25 protein-coding genes are annotated in these 18529 nt (G+C 59.8%); 4 read left to right on the top strand and 21 right to left on the bottom strand.

The window, feature by feature from the left end:
* Positions 1–330: 330 nt before the first annotated feature.
* Genes JQ566_RS21200 through JQ566_RS21190 form a run of 3 tightly spaced genes read right to left on the bottom strand, consistent with a single transcriptional unit; the run spans position 331 to position 2174 of the window.
* Positions 331–516 (bottom strand): hypothetical protein, encoded by a 186-nt coding sequence (locus JQ566_RS21200; protein ID WP_249139673.1) that lies wholly within the window; start codon positions 514–516, stop codon positions 331–333.
* 57 nt (positions 517–573) lie between these two features.
* Positions 574–1683: a hypothetical protein gene (locus tag JQ566_RS21195; RefSeq protein WP_212375155.1), complete on the bottom strand. Its 1110-nt coding sequence runs from the start codon at positions 1681–1683 to the stop codon at positions 574–576.
* On the bottom strand, positions 1680–2174 hold the full coding sequence (locus JQ566_RS21190; RefSeq protein WP_212375153.1) for a hypothetical protein: 495 nt from the start codon (positions 2172–2174) through the stop codon (positions 1680–1682). Before JQ566_RS21190 ends, JQ566_RS21195 begins: the two co-directional genes overlap by 4 nt.
* Between JQ566_RS21190 and JQ566_RS21185 the strand changes: the two genes are divergently transcribed.
* Complete coding sequence (locus tag JQ566_RS21185; RefSeq protein WP_212375151.1) at positions 2158–2418, top strand: hypothetical protein; 261 nt, start codon at positions 2158–2160, stop codon at positions 2416–2418. The two genes, JQ566_RS21190 and JQ566_RS21185, sit on opposite strands and share 17 nt — an antisense overlap.
* A 642-nt stretch (positions 2419–3060) precedes the next feature.
* Here JQ566_RS21185 and JQ566_RS21180 read toward each other — a convergent pair.
* From JQ566_RS21180 to JQ566_RS21100, 17 genes are all read right to left on the bottom strand, one after another.
* Entirely contained in the window at positions 3061–3882 is an 822-nt protein-coding gene (locus tag JQ566_RS21180) for an Ivy family c-type lysozyme inhibitor (protein ID WP_212375149.1), read from the bottom strand.
* A gap of 321 nt (positions 3883–4203) precedes the next feature.
* The gene (locus tag JQ566_RS21175; RefSeq protein ID WP_212375147.1) at positions 4204–4779 is read right to left on the bottom strand and encodes a portal protein; all 576 of its coding nucleotides are present in this window, start codon (positions 4777–4779) and stop codon (positions 4204–4206) included.
* A 386-nt stretch (positions 4780–5165) separates the two neighbouring features.
* On the bottom strand, positions 5166–5846 hold the full coding sequence (locus tag JQ566_RS21170) for a hypothetical protein (RefSeq protein WP_212375146.1): 681 nt from the start codon (positions 5844–5846) through the stop codon (positions 5166–5168).
* A gap of 18 nt (positions 5847–5864) precedes the next feature.
* The gene (locus JQ566_RS21165; protein WP_212375144.1) at positions 5865–6476 is read right to left on the bottom strand and encodes a hypothetical protein; all 612 of its coding nucleotides are present in this window, start codon (positions 6474–6476) and stop codon (positions 5865–5867) included.
* A gap of 21 nt (positions 6477–6497) precedes the next feature.
* Entirely contained in the window at positions 6498–6806 is a 309-nt protein-coding gene (locus JQ566_RS21160) for a portal protein (RefSeq protein WP_434057832.1), read from the bottom strand.
* Between the two features lie 22 nt (positions 6807–6828).
* Positions 6829–7044, bottom strand: coding sequence for a hypothetical protein (locus JQ566_RS21155; RefSeq protein WP_212375142.1), 216 nt, complete (start codon positions 7042–7044; stop codon positions 6829–6831).
* 345 nt (positions 7045–7389) lie between these two features.
* Positions 7390–7644, bottom strand: coding sequence for a hypothetical protein (locus JQ566_RS21150; RefSeq protein WP_212375141.1), 255 nt, complete (start codon positions 7642–7644; stop codon positions 7390–7392).
* A gap of 18 nt (positions 7645–7662) precedes the next feature.
* A complete protein-coding gene (locus JQ566_RS21145) occupies positions 7663–7896 on the bottom strand; it encodes a hypothetical protein (protein ID WP_212375139.1) in 234 nt (77 codons plus the stop codon).
* 114 nt (positions 7897–8010) lie between these two features.
* Positions 8011–9297: a PBSX family phage terminase large subunit gene (locus JQ566_RS21140; protein ID WP_212375137.1), complete on the bottom strand. Its 1287-nt coding sequence runs from the start codon at positions 9295–9297 to the stop codon at positions 8011–8013.
* A gap of 18 nt (positions 9298–9315) precedes the next feature.
* Positions 9316–10287: a hypothetical protein gene (locus JQ566_RS21135; protein WP_212375135.1), complete on the bottom strand. Its 972-nt coding sequence runs from the start codon at positions 10285–10287 to the stop codon at positions 9316–9318.
* Positions 10288–10641: 354 nt separating this feature from the next.
* Positions 10642–11022 carry a hypothetical protein gene (locus tag JQ566_RS21130; protein ID WP_212375133.1) on the bottom strand — a complete coding sequence of 127 codons (381 nt, stop codon included), beginning with the start codon at positions 11020–11022 and terminating at the stop codon, positions 10642–10644.
* Positions 11012–11284, bottom strand: a complete 273-nt coding sequence (locus tag JQ566_RS21125) for a hypothetical protein (protein WP_212375131.1) — start codon at positions 11282–11284, stop codon at positions 11012–11014. Before JQ566_RS21125 ends, JQ566_RS21130 begins: the two co-directional genes overlap by 11 nt.
* 584 nt (positions 11285–11868) lie before the next feature.
* Positions 11869–12210: a hypothetical protein gene (locus JQ566_RS21120; protein ID WP_434057830.1), complete on the bottom strand. Its 342-nt coding sequence runs from the start codon at positions 12208–12210 to the stop codon at positions 11869–11871.
* Between the two features lie 565 nt (positions 12211–12775).
* Complete coding sequence (locus JQ566_RS21115; protein ID WP_212375129.1) at positions 12776–14380, bottom strand: hypothetical protein; 1605 nt, start codon at positions 14378–14380, stop codon at positions 12776–12778.
* 319 nt (positions 14381–14699) lie between these two features.
* Entirely contained in the window at positions 14700–15227 is a 528-nt protein-coding gene (locus JQ566_RS21110) for an imm11 family protein (RefSeq protein WP_249139665.1), read from the bottom strand.
* 257 nt (positions 15228–15484) lie between these two features.
* Positions 15485–16270, bottom strand: a complete 786-nt coding sequence (locus tag JQ566_RS21105; protein WP_212375125.1) for a DUF4261 domain-containing protein — start codon at positions 16268–16270, stop codon at positions 15485–15487.
* A 312-nt stretch (positions 16271–16582) separates the two neighbouring features.
* Positions 16583–16747, bottom strand: coding sequence for a hypothetical protein (locus tag JQ566_RS21100; protein WP_212375123.1), 165 nt, complete (start codon positions 16745–16747; stop codon positions 16583–16585).
* Between the two features lie 335 nt (positions 16748–17082).
* On the opposite strand from JQ566_RS21100, the gene JQ566_RS21095 reads away from it, so the two are divergent.
* Both JQ566_RS21095 and JQ566_RS21090 read left to right on the top strand, forming a co-directional pair.
* Positions 17083–17283: a hypothetical protein gene (locus tag JQ566_RS21095; protein ID WP_212375122.1), complete on the top strand. Its 201-nt coding sequence runs from the start codon at positions 17083–17085 to the stop codon at positions 17281–17283.
* A complete protein-coding gene (locus tag JQ566_RS21090; protein ID WP_212375120.1) occupies positions 17280–17501 on the top strand; it encodes a hypothetical protein in 222 nt (73 codons plus the stop codon). The genes JQ566_RS21095 and JQ566_RS21090 overlap by 4 nt, the downstream gene beginning before the upstream one ends.
* A 27-nt stretch (positions 17502–17528) precedes the next feature.
* On the opposite strand, the gene JQ566_RS21085 is transcribed toward JQ566_RS21090, so the two are convergent.
* Positions 17529–17777 (bottom strand): hypothetical protein, encoded by a 249-nt coding sequence (locus JQ566_RS21085; protein ID WP_212375118.1) that lies wholly within the window; start codon positions 17775–17777, stop codon positions 17529–17531.
* A 465-nt stretch (positions 17778–18242) separates the two neighbouring features.
* Between JQ566_RS21085 and JQ566_RS21080 the strand changes: the two genes are divergently transcribed.
* Positions 18243–18428, top strand: a complete 186-nt coding sequence (locus tag JQ566_RS21080) for a hypothetical protein (protein WP_212375116.1) — start codon at positions 18243–18245, stop codon at positions 18426–18428.
* Positions 18429–18529 lie beyond the last annotated feature (101 nt).

Genomic DNA, 18529 nt, shown 5'->3' with positions numbered 1-18529 from the left:
ATGGAACAAAACGCAAACACTGTCAAGGTTGCTCATGGTTCGGACGATCAGCGATCGACTGTCCAATCACTTCCAGTCCAGCCCCACTCGCGCGCAGAGCCATTCTTGTCTCACAAGAAGAGGCCCACCACTCCGTCGGACTCCGTCGGCGAGAAAGCGGAGGCACCAACACGAACCTCTGAGAAAGGATATCCGCGATTTGATCCGGGATTGCTGAACGAAAGCGGTGCTCGTCCCTCAAGCGCTTGAATTTCTACGGCCGCATCATATGCGGCCGCAACGCCCCAACCTGGTCGGCACCTGCCGCGATCAGCTGCGCTTCGGTCCTGGTCACCGCCTCATGGAAGCATTGCAGTCGCGGATGCTGCGCGCACCGCGCTCGATGCCGAATTCTTCGGGCGGAACCCCCATCACCCGCGCCTGCGCGAGCTTGCGCGTGGTGACGATGGTGACGTCGTGCGTGACGAGAGACCCCATCGGCGCCGATGGCGCCGGGGCCAGCAAGGGAACGGGCATGTTTGATTGAACCTTCAGTTCGATATGCAGCCGCCCAATGCCGGGCAGCAACTCGAGCTAGTACGCGTTGTTGCGCATGTAGTCCTGGATCAAGCCAAGCAGACCCCCGGCTTGCTGTCCGTCTCCGCCCTGTCGGGAAGCTCGAACGACTGACTGCCGATCTCCGGTACCGGCACCTAGCGGCCCCTGAGGATCTGCAAACCTGATCGCGGGCACGATAGGCGCTCCGATTGATCCTATCTGGTACTGTGTGCCAGACCCGGCCTCTGGTCGAGCGTCGCCGCGCGCAACGCTCGGCCTTGCCGATCGAAACGACCCACCATTTGCTATATCGGGCGGCACGTTCGAGCCGACTAATCCATACCGCGCCAATAAATCGATCGGAAATGCCGGCGCCGCCGGGCCGGCTCCGGGAGCTTCGGCCGGACGAGGCAACACCATGCGGTCCTCATCGGAGCGCTGGCCGAGGCCATAGGTCAGGGCCGGCCGGTCCCTGCGCCAACTATCGTCACCGAAGGTGCCCCAGCGATCCTCAAAAGATGGACTTGGAACGCTCGGACTCTCGCGCACAGGAGCCTGGTAGACGCGCCGCAGAACTCGTACGTCGGAGCTCTTGGGGGATCCGCCATCGCCCGCCCCCAAGGCTTGCCCACCGACGAGTCCTCCAAATCTTGTGGGATCCGTGTCGAACGCAAAGTCGTACCCGGCGAATTTCTTCAAATACTCCGTAACGGGAGTCCCGTTTCCGTCTTTTTTGACGGTGACACCGCCCGAATCGAGGAATTGTTTGACTTGGCTCGCACCGACCAGATGGGCACCCGCCAACAGACCGGAGACTGTGATGGGAATTCCACCCACGGTCTGCCCAACATAGTGCATGTGGCTGCGTAGATAGTCCCAGTTCTTTTCGACGAGATTCTGAAATGCCGTATCCTGAGCGGCCGGATTGCTCCTGAACGTTTCGAGCGAGTTGACGCCCAGCGAGGCGGCGTAGGGCGTCCATTGCCCCTTCCGGTCTATGAAGCCGGCATCGATCAACGCCGACCTTCCGAACTGATATGCTCCCGCATAGCCATGCTTGTTGATGATCGAATAGTCCCCGCTCGATTCGCGGCCTCGCAGAGCGGCAGCGTAGTTACGAAAATTCTTCCCGCGGAGTTGGGTCATTTGGTTTTCTCCTTGTCGTCCGGTGACGGCAGATCACCACGGTCCACCCGCCAATCATCACCTGCCCATCGCCATTCGAACGAAGGGCCGTTCTTGTCGCAGAAGAAGAGACCGGTCACACCATTGGTTTCCCGCGGCGAGAACGCAAAATCATACGCTGCGACGCCGTCGATCTTGGCGACGCGCTTGCCGTCCGCGACCATGACGAGAAAGCCTCTCTCGTCTGGCTGATGGGACAGGGTACGCGCGGCAATCGTCGACGACCCATTCGAATTGCGGTGAACCACCCAGAGTTCAACGGTCTCGCTTCGCGACAGCCATTGGCCGAAAGCGCGGCGATAGGCGGACGGAAGTGGCCTTCTCGACCAGGCAACTGGAGCCGCCCCCTTCTCCGACTGCAATTCCGCCGCGCAGAGCTTCATATCCTCCGGTGTCGGCATCTCGAAGGCGCCAACGCGAGAGCTGCAGAACGTGATGATCGAAACGATCAAAGCCAGGGTCGAAGCTTTCAATATGCGACTCGAGTCCATTTCATACCTGCTGTACTGGGCGGCCGTTGGTCACTGCGAACTTGCCGGCGTGTGCCGCATGCTGAACCTGTTCGATAGTGCGGTCGATCAAATCAACTACAGAATTCGGGACAATGCGCTCGTCGCTCTGCGAACGCCGCCGCTGACAGCATTCAACACCCTACGCGGCGTAAGAGCGCGGGCATCGCGTTACGATCTACGATAGCAATAGAACAAACAAAGAATATCATCAAGAGAGACCTAGTTCTCCTACTCTGCACTCCTTGCCACCCTTGCGTAAAATCTCGCTTTGCTCGCTATCGGTGACGACCTGGTAGAGACTCGGCCGGCCTGTGCCGTCATAGTCCCATCCGCACAGAGTGCTCGGTGATGCGCACCAGCCGCGCCGCCGAATTGGCGCTGCCGCCGGGCCGCTGACCGGGCCAATCCTCCCCATGCGGGACTGCAGAGTTCGGACGATCGGTGATGCTTCATCGATCGGTCCCATCGCGCGAGGCGCGAAGAAGGAAGCGGCAGCGTGCCGCCGCTGACCTGTGACGCCGTCCCGAGCGCGCTCGAGGTCTTGTTCGGCTTGTTCGCCTTATCCAGATTGCCGCTGCTCTCGGCTGAAATGATCTTGTCGAGAATATCCATCTCGCCTCCACAAATGAGAACAGCGGCCCGCGAGGACCGCTGTTCACTCCAAAGTTTGCACGTGTTTGGTACGCAATCGGCGCGAACGCCCAGGCATCCCGCGCCCACGACGTCGCAATCATGTCAGCATTGGGCAACCATCAGGTGACGACGGAGCGATCAATCCAGAACGAGACGCGCCGCTTCCCGACGGTCATCATTCGCCGCGGCCGGTTTACTTCACTTGCCACCGGGGGTCCCCCCACTTGGCATCATGTGCCTCAAGTGCGCCCATCATCACAGCCAGCTGCGCGTCGCTCGGTTCGCCGAGATAAGACATGACGCTTTCATGGACGACCACACCCCATACCTGGGCGCCGTTCGGCGCGAACATGACGACCAGCTTGGTGTTGGTGCAACTATATTCCTTAACGCAGACGGTGAACACCTCGTAGGTGGTCCCATGGATGGCTGCCGGCTCGGCGGGGCTGCTATTGTAAGACACTTCATTCCCGGCGAGAACGTCCCGGGTCCAGTTCGGCAGCTTGCCGGCGTGATCGAGCAGACTTTTCGATGATCGTGCATAGGCCGGCTTCTTGAGCACGTCGAATAGATAAGGACTGGTGACCTTCGGCGCAGGCTTGGGAACATAGAGCGCTCGTTTCAGCACCGCCTGCTGCGCATCGTTCGGAGCTCCGAGGTAGGACACACCCCCTTTTTCGCGCAGACCGGCCCACGCCTGCATGCCGTTCGGCGCAAACATGACGACAATTGTGGTGTCGTCGCACGTTGGTCTAGGCACACACATGTTAAACATCTCATAGCCGGTTCCGGCAATGTCCTCGGTGGTGCGCACGCTACTCACATAAGCGCCGTTCCTCTTGAGAATTTCCCGCGTCCAGCTCGGTGCGGCGTCGAGCAACTTCGTCAGCGCCTCCACATAAGCTGGCTTGTTCAGAACTCCAGACAGATAGCCGATCGCCATCGCAGGCGAACAGGCAATGCACATCGTCACCAGCGCTGCCGCCATCGCGGTCCAACGAAACTGCCGTCGCATGCTTACTCTCTTGAGTGCCCACCGCATGTAAACTCACTATCATAGGTCGCGATACACTTCCAACCACGACCTCATCTGGGCGGCTAGTGCACGAAGCGCGGCAACCGCCTGCGGTGCAACACAAAGATCGCCATTTGCGCCCCACTCACTCCTGCCGCAGGAGCGGTTGGATCCAGCGCGCGACCCAGTCCTCCGCTTCGTTTCCATAGCCGGCATATTTGTCTTCGGGCATCCTTGATTCCATCGATTGTTGACAACGTTCGGATCGCAGGTTCAGAGGCAAACGCCAGGCGCTCCCTGGATTAGCAGGCTCTGTGAACCCTAAGACGCCGCCTGCGATGTATCTCGCTGATCAGTCCCGCCATGCACCGTGTGCGCGACGATCTTCATCGCGCCGTTCGATTCCGCGGCATCCTGGGCGAGCAGTGCGAACTGGTCGTCGGTGAGATCGTAATACGTCTCGCGGCTTTCCTCCTCCCGCTCCTCCCACCAGACCTTGACGATGCCGGCTTTCGACAGCAGCGCGTCCTTGATGAAGGAATAGAGCACCATGAAGCCGCCGTTCTGCTGCATGAAGACGTGGTTGACATAGTCCGTCTCCTGCTGCGCGGCAGCCACGTCCTCCGGGCCGACCGGCTCGAAACGCACGACCTCGTCGGATCCGGCGAAGATGTCCATCAGCGATGGCATCAGGCCCTCGATGGTGTCGGCGACGTCGGTCGACACGGCGCGTGAGCGGCCGTCCTGCGCCGGCATGTCCTTGCGCATGTCGCCGAGGTAATAGTCCATCGCATCCGCCCGCTCCTCGGCGAGCCGCGCGGCCGACATGGCGGCGAGCGCATTGGCTTTCTCGGAGGCGAGCATCGCCTTCACTTCGGAAATCGACATCTTTGCCATGAAACACCCTTTGGTCAGAACTCGTTCACCGCAATAGCCCGCTGGCTAGACTTCACCTGTATGACAGATACGGCACCGCCGGGGCGCCTGACTCAAACACGTCCGCCTCGTTCGAAACATCGCGCCGGGTCAACCGGCGAATATCGCTGCGACGGACGGCGGGCGCATCGACGATGGTCTCTTCGGGCGCGTTCGGAGCCGGCGCGCTTGCGGCGGGAGGCGACGGCGTGTCGTATCCCCCCTGGAGGGAGGCATAGCTTGCGCTCGCCGGCCCCAATACCCCACCGAGCCCGCTCCAATGTCCGAAGCGATCGGCAAGGTCCCAGGGCGCGGCTCCTGGCGCGGGAAGCGCATTGTCGAGCACCTGTTGAGCCCGCATCGTTCCGTCAACAAAGGGAAGCGGCGCGGCGCTTGGCACTCCGGCAATGCGACGGCCGCGTCCGGCGACAGCACGTTGGGCGAAGCGAGACGCCGCAGCCAACTCGTCGCGTCAAATGCCGGCTCGACGGTCTGCGTCTGCGCCAAGTAAGGGACGGCCTTACCCCGTTTTCAAATGAATTGGCGTGCCTCGCGGCGCGTTGCGCAATGGCCGGCGATGCTGGCCCTCTCATATTGGCGCCCGCGCCAGTGATCGTGCCAGCACGCCATCCTTCGTAGATGGGGATGCCGCTCACAAGACGGCTGAGTTCGTCGGGTGTCAGGTCCTTGATCAAGGTCCCGTCAGGAACGCCAACTCTCTCTTTCAGAAATACCGTATACCGGTCGGTGTCGTTTTCACTCGGCGGTGCATAGCGTTGCATCGCCTGACCGATGGTGAAATTGCCGTATTTCTTCTTGAGAACATTCAGCATTCCCTGAAGGCCGGATTGATAGTCGGGAAAGATCGCAAAGCCCTCATTGTCCTGTCCTATCGCTCCGGCCGCCTTGGCGTTGTTGCCGTACTTAATATTGCCGGGATTGTTATTGCGCCAATTCCTGCCCCCACCATGCAAAATCGTGACCGAACCGTCGTCGTTTGTATAGACCCGAGTAAGTCCGTTTTGAGATGCTGATACCGCCTTCGTCATTCGAAACCTCTAGAGAGTTCATTGCTGCGACGTGAGCATCGCCATCTGCTCGCGCACGAAGGCTCGGATCGCTTGCCGGACCTCTTCGGCCTCGCACAGCTTCTGCTTGGTGACGGTCTCAGCCACGGCTGAGAGGAGCACATTCGTGACGAGCTCATCCTCCTTCGGAACGAAGATCTGGATGCGTTGCTCGCTTGGATCGGACAAAGACTTCACCACCTGCCCGTTGACGATCGACTCCCCTGTCCGTGCGGCTCTGCCCACAACGAGCTTGGGCTCGTTTTTTGATCGAACACGGAACACGATTGTCTGGACAAAGCTGCAATCTCCGCCTTCCCAGATCCTGAATTCGACCGGCTCCGCAGCTTCAAATGCCAACACGCGGTCGAAATACCCGCGTTGCGAACCAGGAGTGAGGAAGGTCAGCACGAAGTAGTAATTATGAAAGACCTCCGGATTCCAGAACTTGGTGACCATCGCGATGCCCGACGGTCGATCAGGCAGCATGGTGATCGACTTCGTCAGCTTGATCTCCTCCTGAGCCACGCAGGGCTTCGTGGAGAAGCAAAACAAGGCGACGAAGATGCCCACCGCCGGCCTCAAGATGCCTCGTACATTCATGACCGTCATATCCTCCAGGTGAATTCTGCTTCAAAGGCGTTGGTTTCGACCGAGGCTGTGCGCGACGATCTTCATCGCGCCGTTCGATTCTGCGACATCCTGAGCAAGCAGCGCGAACTGGTCCTCGGTGAGATCGTAATAGGTCTCGCGACTTTCCTCCTCCCGCTCCTCCCACCAGACCTTGACGATGCCGGCCTTCGACAGCAGCGCGTCCTTGATGAAGGAATAGAGCGCCATGAAACCGCCGTTCTGCTGCATGAAGGCGTGATTGACGTAATCCGTCTCCTGTTGCGCGGCGGCGACGTCTTCCGGCCCGACACTGTCCCCGCCTTGCGTCAGCGCTATGTCGGAGGCAGCCGGGTCAAACGACGGATATCGGCGAGGCGAACGGAGCCTGCAGCTCTCGCCGCTGGGTCATCAGCTTCGCCAGCAGCGGGCGCGGTGCCGGCCCGAGACGTGGTCCAATTGCCAAAGCGGCCGGCAAATGATGGATCACCACCAGACGCTCGATCAGGTGGGGGGCCGCCTGCAGGCCTGAAGCTGGAATCAGGCTCCGGATAACCGTACTCAAAGACATTCCTGCGGCTCGGAACGCCAGCCTGTGCCGCAGAGTCGCGAACCAGTTCATCCTTTGCGTCGACCGAGTTCGACGGCGGACTGTAGTAACGTGCCCAATAGGCGGGGTTTGAATTTTAGAGCTGCCAGGCATCGTAATAGTCGGGGATTCGAAAATCCTTCTTGATGCGCTCGACGTAAACCTCTTGCGGGTCGTCTCCCTGATGAAGCGAAGTCCCGCAGCGGTCATCCCTGCCCTCGCCAAATAATTCCACATGGTCATCTCCAAAGTTAAGCCGGAGGCGCGATACAGCCTCCTGTCGGTAGTCAAGGTCCTTTGCGAGCACCTTCGAATGCGGGATCGGTGTCAGAATGGTTGGGCGCCAAAGATGATGGCGAGAAATACAACGACCATGATCATGAAACCGATGAAACCGGCAACGTCTCGCGCGATCACCACTCGACCGGCGCCGTCACGGCGATAGCCGAGCCAGTTGAAGCGCTCTGGAGCGACACTCGGTGAATGCACATAGACCCGACCAAATGAGAGCGCGGGAATGACAACTCGCGCGATCGAACACCCGATGAATTCAAAGAAGAGCCAGTACAGCAGGTATTCCATTTGCCGAACTTTCCGTCGTCAGAACGACATGCCGTGAAGAACGGCCGCAATCCCGAGCAGCGCCAGGAAGCACATCGCGATCCGATCCAGCCCGCAGCGCCCCGTCTCGATTCGGTGCGACCATCCGCGTCGCGACGGCAACACGGCCGCGGGGTGACGGTGGCGAAGCGAATGGCTCGACATGAATCCAGCTGAATGAAAGGAACGGCAAAGCAGCTCGCCGCCACCGCATACCCGATCAGCAACCAGCATTCCCAACTCCAAACGCCTACACCGCAGAACTCACGCAACGGTTGAGTTCTTCCATCTTAGAACATAACAGGAACATCGTCAACTCCGCGGCTTCAGGCTGAACGCACATCTCGTTCAAACCCAGCCCTGCTCGGCATAACGGATCGGCCGGTTGAAAGCGGCCACCCTGCCCGGCTGCTCGTAGCAGATCGCCATCAAGCCCAACGCATCCGCGGCGTGGCTCGACCAGTCGTGCTCGGGGCCGAGGCCGATGTTGCGCGTCTCGTCCTTGCGCTCGTGATAGAAGCCGAGCGCTTCGCGGCCGGGCTCCGTCGTCTCCGCATTGAACCAGAGCTGGGGGCCGAGCCGCCGCAGCGCTTCGATCCGCATCATTGCCGCGCCCGGCCCCTGGTTCTTCACCGGCGGCTCCACCGCGAAACCGGCCTCGCGCAGATGATCCTCATAGCGCTTGCCGGTGATGTTGTTGGCGGCAATGCCGTCATGCGGCAAATAGAGGATCGCATTGTCATAGCCCCGTGCGCGCAGCCAGTTGACGTGAAATGCCAGCACCTGGCCGACGCTCTCGTAGTAGTCGAGAACGCGAATTTCGCTGCCGACCCATTGCACCATCCAGATCGTGAAGGCATCCGCCGCGGCGCCCGCGCCACCGATGTCGATGAAGGCACGCAGCGGCAGCAGCGGATCCGCGGCAACTCTCCCGATCCGCCCCTGCGCGCGCGCTTCCGAGAGCAGCGAGGCAAAATAGGCGCCCTCGAAGGCACGTGCATACTCGCCTTCCCAGATGTGATCGTAGCGCTCCGGATAGAGTATCTGGTCGAGCAACCGCTCCTCCTCGAGCACATCCGGAAACCAGGGATTGTCGCGCCAGTTCGCCTTCACGACGACGGCCCCGTCCGGCCGGCGGCCACGCAAAAAATCATCGATCGCATCGCTCTTGCGACGCGGATTCCAGCTCGCCCACAATTCGGAGTCCTTTGCGCGGATCGTCGGCCGCAGCAGGGCAAGGCTGCGCGCGCTCAAGGATTGCGCCTCGTCGATCCAGGCGATGCGAAACCCTTCCAGGGATTTGATCGAGTCGGCCGTGTGATCCTGAAGCCCGCGGAAGATGATCAGCCCATCCCCGGGCGCCTCGATCTTGTCGCTGAACAGCTTGAAGCCGTGGCCGAGCCCGAGACTTGCGATCTTGCCTTCGATCAAACGCTTCGACGATTGCGCCAGCGTCCGCTGCGCCTCGCGGATGCAGACCGCGAGCGTGCCACGCTCGGCCTGGCAGGTCTCGACCAGCAGCTCGCCGAAGAAATGCGATTTCCCCGAGCCGCGTCCGCCGTAAACGCCCTTGTAGCGCGCGGGTTTCAGCAGCGGCTCGAAGATCTTGGCCGTCGGAATTTTCAGGATGGACAATGGATGCGCTCGCTTGCCCTAGGGCTGGCCGGTGCGCCTGCGCCACATCGCGGACCAGTCTTCGGTGTCTGGTGAAGCGGATGGGCTTTGAGGGGCTTGATAAACACCGGCAAGGACGCCGCCGGCAGGTGACGGCCACGATCCGAATCGTCTCTCGAAGTCGCTCTGTGGCGAGAGCGGAAACGACTCGTCGGGGGAGACAAAAGGCACCGGCGCGCCGTCGCTCGAATTGAAGACGGATCGATCCGATTCCCCGGCGGGCATCCTTCTCAGAATCCGCACGTCTTCGGGACGGGTTCGAGGCACGCGATCCGCGTCTTGCAGATACCGCAGATACTCCGGAATGTACGCGGGCGGACCCGGGTTGAGATCGACTGATGGCTGCACACCAGCACGAGGCGCGGGATTCGTGATCCTATCTGCGGAATTCCTGACAGACCGCTGGTAGTCAAGTCCCGCGCTGTCGTTGATCGCATTCCAGCGGTCGGGAAAGCTGGCTGGCCCATCAGCCAACGCTCGAACGATCGCAGCTTCGTTTGCCAGATATGTTGCACCGGCGCCGTCCACACCTACTCGGGGAACATAGGGGACGCCGTTCTGCGCTGCGATCATTGCGTTTTTCAGCGCGAGCTTCGGTGTCGGTCCTTGCTTGTAGAATTGAACAAGCAATGCATTTCGGGTCGATGGATCCAAACGTTTCCAGGCGTCGCTCCCGGTCGTCAGATCGCCATTAACGCTCATGTTGGATTGATAATTTCGGACGCCCTCACGCAAATATGCGCCGATGGTTGACGCCATGAGAGCTTGGTCGCTGCCCTTCTGCAAAGCGACACCGGCCGAGTATAGATCCTTCACATATGGCACGAAGGCGGGATCATCCGGATTATTGAGAATTGCCCGAATGGCGTTCTGGAATTTCATTCCAGCAGGGCCGTAGTCGACGAGCAGAGGATTTCTGAGCTTTTTTTCAAGATCCTGTCCGACCGTCATCGCATTCGGATCGTACCAATCCAGAATACTATCCGAGGCACCTTGCGTGGGGTGAAATGGATTCCTGGCCATCCCCGCGAGGAACATCAAGGCAAGAAATGAATTCGCGTCAGCCGCAGAGCCGACCCTCTTTCCGTAATTCGTCAGGGAGGTTGTCTGGTCAGATAGCTCTTGAGCCAAAGCGCCAGCGATCGCTTCGGGGGTACTCCGTACCTCGCCGCCGCAGCAGCGATCTGAGACGTCATCTTTCCGACCAGAGCCAATTTGTCTCGAGTGTAGGACGGAAGCTTGCTGGGCATGGCGGTCTCTTGATCCTTTCGTTAGGTATGAGATTTAAGGTCACCCGAGGCGGCACTACGAAAGAGCCAACATAAACAAGGCGATTCCGGCCCAATCGAGGATGACGCAAGCCAGAACAACCGTGCTCCATAAGCCAACGCGGGTTATGCGCTTGATGCAGGCAAGTATCGCGATGAGCACAATGACGAACGGCGAAAAAACAACGAACCTGAAGACTGTAATGAACCGGTCAAAATGAGGCGCAAACGGCCAGATGACCGTTGTCATTGCGAATGCCAATATCGAGAGTCCGAAAACAATGCCTACGGATAGGACGAGCCTATAAGTCGCAGGCTCAAGACGAAGAAAGTATGTTGGAAGTACGCATAGGATAGAAGCGACCGTCGAGACGTTGTTAGTCGCAGGAATCGCTTCTAAGAATTGATCAACGTCCATGACTCATCTCCGCTGACTGATCGTAAGAAGCGACGGCGCTGTCCGAACAGGGAACTATCGTGGCTTTGTCAACGCGCCAACCGGTGATCCGCACACCCATCAGGCCGTTAGCCACCTTGCGTGCATCGACCGTGCGCTTGCCGCCGCCGCCCGTGGCCGGCGCAATCAGCGGCTCAACCAAGGTCCATTCCTCAATTGTCAAATCGCTGGGATAGTGCAGTCGGCCGCGGTCGCAGTGACCGCGGTTCTCCTTCGTCCACATTGGGCGCCCCCTCAAAAGTCGGACGGCCTCATTGAATCAGAAACGATTTCGACAATTCAAGGTCGCAAATGTGCAGAATTTCATGAATGACGCCGTTCTTGCAGCGACCACGTGCTGTGCCCAAGCCGAGCCGGCAAGCAGACCAGGAATGAGCCGAAGTCACAAACGAAAAACCCGCGCCGAGGAGAACGTTCCTACAAGGAGGTCTTTCTCCTGAAGAAGATCGACGAGAAGACGATCTTTGTGCGCGAGACCCAGGACGGCAAATTTCGGCGTCCCGGAGGTCCCATGGCCTATTGTCCGGACGAGATGCAACGGATGTATAGCGACTCCAAGAAGAAGAGCTGATCTGGCCGTATCATAGCTCTTGGGTCGAACCGCCAGCGATCGCTTCGGCTGACACTCCGTACCTCGCCGCCGCAGCGGACCAGCAATTTGCCGAAGGCATCAAGACGAAAACCCGCGCCGGATTGCGTCCGCGCGGGGCAACACCAACCTCTCTCGATGATGCCATTCTGCCAGTGTTTTGCCCGACGGGTCAACGATCAATCGAGGCGCAATTGCACATCGGGATCTCCGCTGTCTCAAGCGTCGTGAACGGCGTCACCGCTGTTTGAGCTCCGCGGATGCACGATGATGCGCTCGATCCGGTCAATCAATTCCAGCGCCACGTCCTCGCCGTTCTCCACCGGTTGGGCGGCCTTGCCCCAACCGCGATCGAGGATCGCATTGGCGGCCGAGACGCGCGCCGCCGGCGTCGCGTCCTCGCTGCGCATGATGCCGACGAGCACCCTGATGGCCGTCCTGCTGTGGCTGCGCGCAAGCGAGCGGATCTCGGTCAGGGTGCGCGCCCGCGACGTCTTCCCTCGCGTGGGCAAGCGGACTGGTGCACGCTCGGGCTCACATTCGATGATGTCCTCGCTCACGAGAACGTCTCCCACAGCACGATGGCAACGAGGCCCGCGACGGCGAGCGATATCAGGTAAGCGGTCATCTTCTCTCCTTGTGAAGAAAATGCGCGGCAGATCGCACAACGAGGCGCGATCGTTTCGGGCGCGAACCCTATCTCCGGTCCCGGAGACCGCAGCGGCGCGGGCAACAAGCCCGGCGCCGCGGGCCGACACGTTCGCGCGTGCACGGCCAGCAATGGTTCGGACGACGGCGCGCCGATCGGCGCTCCATGAACGCGTATCAAGCGAGTGCGTGGCCGTAATGCGCCGCCGCCGTCCGATCTCGTAACCGAGACGAAAAAACCCGCGGCGGATGTCTCCGCGCGGGCGAACCAAACTCGTCTCGATGATGTCATTCTGCCGGTGTTTTGCCCGACGTGTCAAACCCTGTGTTGAATGCGATTGTCGTCACGCGAAGCGTGACATGAAAAAGCCCGCCGCGGATTACGCCGCGCGGGCCGAACCAAACTCTTTCGATGATGCCATTCTGCCAGTGTTTTGCCCGACGTGTCAAATGACTGTTCTCGCTCCGCCACGAACTTTATTCCGGCCGAAGCAAAGGCCGTATCCAGCGCGAGAACCATTCCTCACCGTCATTGTGCGGATTGCCGGGGCCGTCCACTCCGAAGATGGGTGGAGGAATGAGGTAACTCGGCTCGTCCGCAAACACGCTGATCGGCTTGCTCGGTTGCGGCTGTTGGCCGCCAGCGGCCGTCCAACTGCCAAACCGCTCGTCGAATTCGGTAGACGGCAGATACGGGACTGGCGCACTGCCCGTCGTGAACACGCTGCCCGCGTTCGCCTCATTCACACGGGCGAGACGCCGGACATCTTCGGGCGCGACTGATCCGCTTAAGCGCGAGACTCCTGATTGAAGCGCTTGCGGCTGCCGAGCCGGTCCCTCAGAGGTCTCGTCCTGATCTCCGCGGTGGTCCATCACTAAGGGCGTTGCGATCGTTTTGGCATCTTCGTTCGACCAAGGGCCCGCATCTAAGCCGCCAACATAGCTGCTCGTCTGATCGCGATTGAATGGATCATATCTGGGTGCTCCGGTGGAGAACACTCCTCCGTCGCCAGTCCCAGCAGTTGCTAGCGTCGGTGCGCTAGCAGCTAGCCCAGCAACCCCTATCCGAGCCCAGAGCGGCAAGAATTGTGGCGCCAACACCGCAGCTGCGGCAAGTCCTGCTCCCATGTAGAGGCCAGCGGGCGGCGTTGCATGAGACGGAGCGCCGGGGTCCAATATCGGTGAGCGTTCGGAGAATGGAAGGGGCCAACCGGTTGCTGGGTCAAACTTGAGCACTAAAGGATTCTCGGCCACCCCAGTAGTAGGAGGTAGTTGTCCAAAGCCTTGAGGATTGGTCGCCGGGAATCCCGGCAATCCATACGTGAGAAGCGGATTGCCAGGCGTAAATCCTTCCGGTTCGTTCAATCCCTCAAGCGAAGGAGGAATAAAGCCTGGCAAACGAGTATTGACGAACGGCGGAACGAGACCGGGCAGGTTAGGGACAGGTCCAACGTTGGTGAATTGCAGCGAGATCGGAGAGCCTTTCGGGAAACGCTTCAGGATCTCGATCCTCTCTGCCATGCTGAGACCGCTGGTCGGTGAGAGAAGTGGAAAAGCCAAGGCCGCATCCGGGTGACCAGCGGCGAGATATTGATCCACTGTCTCCTGCATCTGCTGGATCTGCGTCTGATTATCGGCGGCATATTTTCTCCAGTTTTCGAACCATTGCTTGTTCACCGCATTTGCGTTTTCGGGCATCATCCCCTTAGGGGTGTTGGCAAAAAGATGACCGTTCGCCAGCGCGTACTTGGCAGCCGCCACAAGTGCGTTCACGTCCGAAACCAGTTCATCAAGCTCACGCGCGTCACCCGCGAGAGCCGCCGCGTACCTCGGAGATTTTTCTACCTCCCTTAGATAGCCGCCGAACCCCCGAAGATACTCCCCCAGATGGCCACCAGTATGGGGGCTCGCACTCAGATCGGTTGCCACCCCCTGCCTGGAGGGCAAATTCATACGATTTCTAATTGCGTCAACTTCGAACCGCCCACGTAAGAGGCGGATAACCCGGTGGTCAGCGAGATGCTGAAGTAGAATATGGTGATTATGAAACATGAAATTACGGCTCCTGCCGTGCGCAAGCATCCGAGCTGCTCCTGAATTGCAGCCGGCGTTTCTGGTTTGAATGTTGGTTGGAGGGCCAGCGAGGAACGCCGGCCTCTGTATTTGCGGTCGTATCGGTGGAGGCGGGCCCGGAATCGTGTGGCAGGAAGCTGCCGCCGCCGTCCGCGTCGGCTGAAGAGTTCGGGACAGCAGTGGTTTGGGCTACATCACGAAGATCGTGAGAATCCCCCGCGCCGACAATGCGCAAGCACCTTCGAACGCGGACGATTTCGCGTGCGTCGATAGATCATCGAGCCTCGTGAGAGTTTCGACGTAGCTCAGTGCAAGAAAGCGGTCAGGATTAAGCCCAGTTGCTATAGGCATCTCCAAATCTCAGGCCTTTCAGGCCGGCAGCTTTACAGGCGTCCTTCATTGCTTGATCACAAATAACTTCGTTCAAAAAGCGGGCTCGGAAGACATGAGCCGCACCGATAACCTCTTCGCGAAAAACGTAGCTTGAATCCGAAGCCATGAGACTGTACCGCCTGAAATCAGTCCCATCGTCCAGGACTTTAAAATTCGACTTCTCCTCGTCGATGACATCGAGCTCACGGACGATATCGCAAAGCCAATATACCGGTGCTTCCCCTCTCAGCGACCGCGTTTCGCATCTCAGAAAAGCAACCCCCTCTCTGTCCACCGTTTCGAGAACGTTCTTCATCCGATCGGACACGAGCCAAAAGTCGTGAAATGGCTCCCAGTCGGCCGGCGGCCGCCCGAGAGATCTGGCGATCAGCAGCCGCGGCGTTTCTAAGAGCGGAGGAAAGCTCCGCTTGCCTCGTGGTGAATCAAGCACGGGGCCGACGCCCAAGGCGTCGAAATTTTCCATGTTCCAACCGGCCGACGTGCTAATCCTAAAATCCCGTCCGACCTTATAGAGCTTCGACGCCTTTTTCTTTCGCCCTCCAATACCTGACACGGGCATCGTTTGTCGCTCTTGCCTATCGCTCGGCCCACAATAAAGCCCGCGGAATCCCGCGGGCTCGATCTTAAAATCTTTCGATGATGCCATCCTGCCAGTGTTTTGCCCGACGTGTCAATGATGGGCTCGCGAGGCGCACCACGCGGCATGCAAGTTCTGAGCAGTCATTGAAAGGAGTCTGCGACGTCATCCGTGCATGAAAACACGGGCAACCCACTGAACACCTCGGAATTCCGATACTGAACCACGATCCGCTCGGTTCTGCTTGCACCGATCGTGTCGCCATCCTTCACCACGTTGCCGTGCTCGACCAGATAGACCGAAAGCCCGGCCACCTTGTCGATCAGTTCGGACAGCGTCAGCTTGGCGGTCTCGAACTCGATCTCGCGTCCCACGAAGGTCGACAACCCGACAGTGATCGCACCGATCTTCCTATCCGACTGGAAGGGAAGAATGTCGACCCACAGTGTAAAGGGATAGCTGGGAAACGGTGCAAAGGAGCGGCTCGACTCTTCCAACCAAAGGCCGGACGGTCGCGCCACCCGGCCATCCCAAACCACGCCGCAACATTCCGGCATGGCGGCGATCAACGCACCGACCACCGCGGTGGTGACGCGCGCGGCGACGAGAGGACTCTCGTTCGTTGCCAGCGCCGAGACGACCAGGTGACCGCGATGCCGGGCGGCCACCGCCTTGCCCTCCGGCCATATTGTGGCAGCGCGCTTCCACAGACTGGCATCGTCCGGTATCGGGGACGGCATCGGCATGACGGCGACAAGCTGGTTGCCGCAGCGAAGGAGCGGCGAGCTTGCTTTGATCTGTCGCTCGCCAGGATCGTTCGGCTCCGTCATCAAATCCGGATGTCGCGCGCGAAGGATCTTGGCGACGGCGGCCATGTCGGGAGTGACCGGCCTGTCCAACAAGACAAAAGTAATAAACGAGTTACTCATGAACTGCCCCGCCGAACGCTTCAGGCGAGACGCACGTCTCGCTCAGAGGTTGAACCTTTGAGAGGTTAGAACAAATCGGGAACAATGTCAATAAAACATTCTGCGCTCGTCTCGCCACCCCCGCAGCGGGACCAGCGGTGATCGGCAGAGAGCGCCCTTTAAGATCTTCGGCGCACGATCAGAGGGAGATCCGACGCGTCTTCGAACAACATGCCCTGAGGCCCGCCGACCTCCACGCATCCTTCAAAGTTCAGTCACATATGACACATTGTCTGGCGTACGCCATTCGAAGCACGTGCGCATCGCCACCCGTCATCCGACGTCGCTGCCCTCCTCCTTCGGAGGCACGTCCTGCGTCTTGCGCCCAAGAAACGTATCGGGTGGCGGTTGCTTCAACAGCTCGCGGCATTCGCGCGCGATCCGCAGCATGTATTCGGCCTGCTCATGATCGGCAGGCAACGGCCGATAGACTCGCATCCCGGTGCTCCCTTTGCTTTGCAGGCGGGAGCACGATCGGTCTCTCAGCCACCGACGCCTACGGACTTAAAGCCTTGGCCGGTGATGTCATGCAAACTACCTGAGGTCGCTTTGGTTCAATAGTGAACTTAGGTCTCACGATGCACTCAAGTTGAGTAAGTGGCTCAAAGCGCTGAAATCACACCAGAAAATTTAATCTGCGGGCATACCAAATGATACAGACTCTCCGCCGCAAGCCGCGTAAGGTTAATTCATCACCGCAAGGCCCTTGGCATTCATCGGTGATGAGAACGCCAATTGCGCTCCCGCCCGACCTCCAACGACGGAGCAGCGCCATGCTGACACGGCGTCGTTTCAAACAGACCAGAACCTTGCACGAAAGACTTGCGGACGAGGCCGCTCGCTGCCGCGCGGAAGCGCGCACGCTGGCGCCGGGGCACCGCCGCGAGATGCTGCTGCGCCAGGCGCGTCAGGACGAGACGGCCATGCAGATCGAGGCGTGGCTACGCTCGCGCGGCCTGAGGGCGCCGACATGACGCAGCAATATCGCGCTTATCTCGTCGGCGAGAATGGCATCTTCCGCTCCGCCGAAGCGTTCGAGGCTCCGTCCGATTCTTCCGCGCTGGCTTTTGCGAAGCAGTTCACGCGGCTGGGCAAGGTCGAGGTCTGGCAGCTCGACCGCAAGATCGCCGTGCTGGAGTCCGAGCAGTCTCGGCCGCCCGAGCCATCCCGCCCGACACTGACGCGTCAATGATCGTGTAACCTGCGATCGCGACGCCCCTTACTCCTCCGCAAGCTTGCGCTCGATATAGGCGTCCACCGTCTCGGCGAACGAGCGCTGCACGCCAACCGCGACATCGTGCTGGTCGAGTGCGTCGCGCTGGAGCACGCGCAGGCCGCGCCCACGGGCGCTCACCGGCGCCGTGTTCAGAAACTGATCGATGGCGCCCTTGGCGAGCGGGATCGCCTTGGGGTCGCCCCTGGCGATCAGGAGCCGCAACAGGCTCTGGCATTCGGCCAAGCCAGGCATGAGTTCTCTCAGCTCTGCTGCGATTTCGGCTTCGGCCGCTTCACCGGCTGGGTATGGGTGCCGAACAGCGCCAGCAACAGCGCGACTTCTTCCTTCGAACCGATCTGGATCATGATTGTTTCTCCTGTTCGCTCCGTTGGTCGAGGCTCGGCCCGGGGGAGTTCAGGACGATCTGGTTTCAGCACTGTTTCAGGCGTGTTTCATCAGGGCGATCTGCACGGCGCCTGCCGAGGCGTGTGCTCAACCCCGACAAGCTCCGACACGAAAAAGGCCCCGCGATGCGGGGTCTTTTTGATGTCGAGCGCCGGTCATCATGACGCCGGCTCGCCTATGATGTCATTTTGCCAGTGTTTTGCCCGACGGATCAAACTTTATCTTAAATGCAGCAAAGCGGATTCGGCGAAACGAAATCTCTTCGCGTCATGTTGGGACATGTCGTCTGGGCGCAAGCTGGAGAGATCTTCAATGTACTACGTCGCCGCTGCATTGCTGGTGCTGTCGGGACTGTTCTATTCCGCGAGCCGTCATGAGCTCGGCCAATTCGGAGCAAACGTGTGCAGCTATGGCGGCACGTTCTGCGACAATCCGGTGGTCCTCTTCACCGGCGCGGCGCTGGCCGCCGCCTGGGGCATGTTCGTCAGCGTCAAGTAGGACGCGGGCGCAACACCTCCATCCGGCATCCACATCCGCCACCGGGCGCGAAGCCCAGTGAACGGCCGTAACGTCGTGAATTGCTCGATGATGGCAATCTA

The organism is Bradyrhizobium sp. SZCCT0231, from assembly GCF_018130245.1.
Classification (GTDB): Bacteria; Pseudomonadota; Alphaproteobacteria; order Rhizobiales; family Xanthobacteraceae; genus Bradyrhizobium; species Bradyrhizobium japonicum_F.
The sequence above is the reverse complement of the archived record's forward strand: the minus strand, read 5'-3'. Positions and strand labels throughout refer to the sequence as shown.